At 39.1% G+C, this 3,596-nt stretch carries 3 protein-coding genes; all 3 read right to left on the minus strand.

The genetic code is table 11. The features are described from left to right. Positions 1-136 precede the first annotated feature (136 nt). The 3 genes from KSO91_RS16510 to KSO91_RS16520 all read right to left on the minus strand — a co-directional run bounded on the left by KSO91_RS16510 (position 137) and on the right by KSO91_RS16520 (position 3,418). Positions 137-823 carry a winged helix-turn-helix domain-containing protein gene (locus tag KSO91_RS16510; RefSeq protein WP_238744120.1) on the minus strand — a complete coding sequence of 229 codons (687 nt, stop codon included), beginning with the start codon at positions 821-823 and terminating at the stop codon, positions 137-139. A gap of 112 nt (positions 824-935) precedes the next feature. Then, positions 936-3,212, minus strand: coding sequence for a replication endonuclease (locus KSO91_RS16515; RefSeq protein ID WP_238744121.1), 2,277 nt, complete (start codon positions 3,210-3,212; stop codon positions 936-938). 8 nt (positions 3,213-3,220) lie between these two features. Then, positions 3,221-3,418 (minus strand): hypothetical protein, encoded by a 198-nt coding sequence (locus KSO91_RS16520; RefSeq protein ID WP_238744122.1) that lies wholly within the window; start codon positions 3,416-3,418, stop codon positions 3,221-3,223. Between the last annotated feature and the right edge of the window lie 178 nt (positions 3,419-3,596).

Here is a 3,596-nt window from a genome sequence, read left to right on the forward strand (position 1 = left end):
GTAATAGTAAAGCTCAATGATAGGCCAAGAAAGAAAATAAATTACAAAACACCAGCCAAATTAATGGCTGAATACATGGCAGCTATAGCTGCGTAGCGGTTATGCACTTCAGAGTTGAATCTGCCACTTAAAAAAATCAATAATCGATTCCGTTTACTGTGGCATATTGTTTCGTGATAGCATCTTGCAAATGACCTAATCTGATCGCACCTACAATATTTAACCGAGTCCGACTGCCTGTTGTTTCTATCGGTTTATCAACCCCCGTTTTTATCCAGCCACAACTTACTTTGGTTGCTTGCGTTGGGTGTATGGCATCCATAAAAAGTATAGGTTCATCACTTGCTACGACTGCTTTTAGCTCATTATACTTTTCAACAAAAGTATCTTGTTTTTCTTGGTCATATTTGTGTGGGACACCTTTAAATTGCTTGTAACTAAAGCCATTGCAGTGAAGCCACTTTTGCAAACCTGAAATGGAATACTCTACGTCAAAAACACTCTTTATATAGTCTCGAATCTCGTGCATATGGAAGTAAGTAATCTCACTCAAATGCTCAATAACCAATTCGGTTTGTGCATCATTGAAGTAACTATCTGAACCACCATTATCTGATGTGGTTTTCTGGTGAGATGCATAATCATTTAGATGGCGAATAATACTTGTTTGGTGTTTTCGTAAGGCTTGAGAGATCATCGTTGTTGACCAACCTTCATTTGACAATAAAATAGCTTTAATTCGGTCGCACTCTCGCTTATCACTGCATTTTTTATGGCGTGATTCTAAGGCTGATTTTTCTTGATAGGTCAGAGATATTTGCATTGCCTTAGTTTGATCCTTCTAAAATAAAATTCAACATTTTTATTCAAATGAAAAGCATTTTCAAAGATCACGGGTATAGATACAGCGATTTCTTCAACTCGCAACTGCAAACCTAAATCCGAATTAAATAACGATGCCTTACGTCCATCCCCGTTAAAATATTGGATCCTTGCATCACGGGATCTAAAAGGTAATCATCACGCTCAACTCCTAGCAGTTTAAATTGATCAGTAATGACACTTTCAACCGTTATATTTTCATCTTCCGTACAGTTATTGACAGAACTCCAAGGGCGGAACTGGCGTTCCTCAAGGTCAAAATGACTTTCCTCTCCTACTTTTGTGATAACCCAATCGTCAGAGTGCGTGATCATCGTTTTATCAAATGACCCAACCCCTTTCAATTTATTAACAGTCTCGCCGTATGCATTAACCACAGGCTTATAAACCATACGGATAGGGAAACTATCGCGAGTGGCAAATAAACCGCCCATTGCATGAATAAACATGCCCCAGTTGTTTGAGTCTGCAGCAATACGGGCCACTTCAATGTCATGCTCTTCATTTTTTAAATCAGTAATGGCTCGGATTTTAGGTTGATATCTTTTTCCTTTATCTTTCGCGGCAGCCTTTTCTTCTTTCACTTGTTCATCTTGCGGTAAACGTCTAAGTTCACGCCACACAGAAACAGAAGGACCTCCAATTTGTTGAAACTGACGAATACCCCATGTACTTGCCCAGCCACAAGCAGCCTCTGCATTACGGTCAGCAGTCGTATTTGAATTTTCATCATCTTCCATTTTGTAGCCATCAATATTCTTGGCGATATACTTGGCAATATATCCCGTTGCACCGCCCTTACTTGGATCCATGCGCTTGTATAAAAATCGACGTTTGATACGACTTGAAATATCAGACAGCATATTGTTAGCAACATCAGCATCAACGGTTTTAATGAACCGACCATCATCACTTTTACCAATTGCTAAGTTATACCAATCCTTAAACTCACCGTGATCAACATTAAGCTCATGCCTATCAGCCTGTGTAAAATATTCAGCCAACATATAACGGATGACTTGCTCATGTTCAGGTTTGAAAAAGAAAAGTGCATGCCAATGAGGTGTTTCATCATGGTGTGGTTCACAAACTCGAAAGCCAAAGAAGGGAATATTCAGTCGTTTCAATGCGGCGCGGGCTTTGGCCCAGATTGCAGATAAATATTGCTGTGTTTCTGTTGGTGTAAATCCTTTATATTCTGTATTTTCTCTGGAACATTTTTTATCCTTACTCATCTTGTAACCATGATATTGAGAAGGCGCGGTTAACGTAAAAAAACCACTAATTAACTTATTTTCTTCTGCAATATCTTGAAAGCCACGCATCCGCACCATTAACTCATGACGACGAATAGCAGGATTAGAAACTGATGTATTAAAAGCCTCAAGCATATTGATTTCATCACCAGTTTCTTCATTACGCGCAACCATTTTAGACAGTGCAATTTTGGTTGCTGCTTTTCTGAATCGAAAATCACGCAAACCAACATCGCTTAAATAGAGAGAAACACCTTGGCGAGCACGACCATTTAAAATTTGGCAATGCTCGCAAAACCGTCTGTATGCAATATTAATTTTTCTTAACCACCAAACCTCATCAATTAATCGTGTAAGTCGAAACCCTGCATTTTCATTTATAATGCGAACCGAATAATCTTCATCACTTTCATTTTCAAGTGGCTCAAAGGTCTGAGCCGGTGTTTTTACAGTGAAGCCCCACTGATCTGAAAATAATTTCACGACTTGATAGGCTTCATCCATATTTTTATTTTTATCTGCTTCCTCAACAATAGCGGCCATACACTTATCAGCCCACATTTGTGCAACACTTTTACGCAAGCCATCATATTTTAAATTATCCAGAGAAACGGGAAACGCGGCAACACCATGTTTCACCATGTTAATACGCTTGCGCAACCACACATTACTTTGATTTGTACGGCTTTTCTTTGTTGGATTAGCCTGCTTCTGTAAGACATAACTTTCCCACCTTTTTGCGTACTGAGCAAAAAGAGAAATAGCTAAATCAGAAGGAACCGCTTTATCTAATAACGAACAAGCCCATTCCTTGTCGCGTTCCCATAATTTTTCGGTAGCAACGTGCGCATTTTCAAGGACTTTTTTAGGTGTAGCACGAAAATGTTTGAATTTCTGTTTAGCAGTCGGATCATAAGGATTAAAGGTTTTCCACAAACCATCTTTTGACAGGGTTTTAACTGGATCCTGCTCATCTAAATAAATAGGCTGATATCCCGCAGTACCATCTGTGGAATAAAACCCTTCAAAATATGCTTTATCTATATCTTGCCCTGAATTAGTAGACTTATTCATAGCAACCTTCATTTAAAATGATGAAGTGGAATGCCCGCAAGTCGATTCATTTCTTGAGCAACCGAGTTAATCGATTTAATAGATTTGAGCAACTGAGCACGATCAGTCTCATTGAATTCATGAAGCGGTAAGTTGATATGCCCTGTTTTCAGCTGCGATGCTCTACAAAAAATAGTACGTGTAGATTCGGGTAATGAATCCCACACTAACCCACCGATACTAGTTACATTAAGTAAGGCATGTATTTCAGCTTGGCTTTGTGAGCTTACGGCTGCATAGTTTGACTTGGGCGGTTAGCCCAATTCAGTCTTTTTTGGAAAGCAAGTCAGCCGTTACTCACTATTTTCTAGATAATTCCATGGCAGGTAATTTTCTGGGTTGGCT

The organism is Psychromonas antarctica, from assembly GCF_022267535.1.
Classification (GTDB): Bacteria; Pseudomonadota; Gammaproteobacteria; order Enterobacterales; family Psychromonadaceae; genus Psychromonas; species Psychromonas antarctica.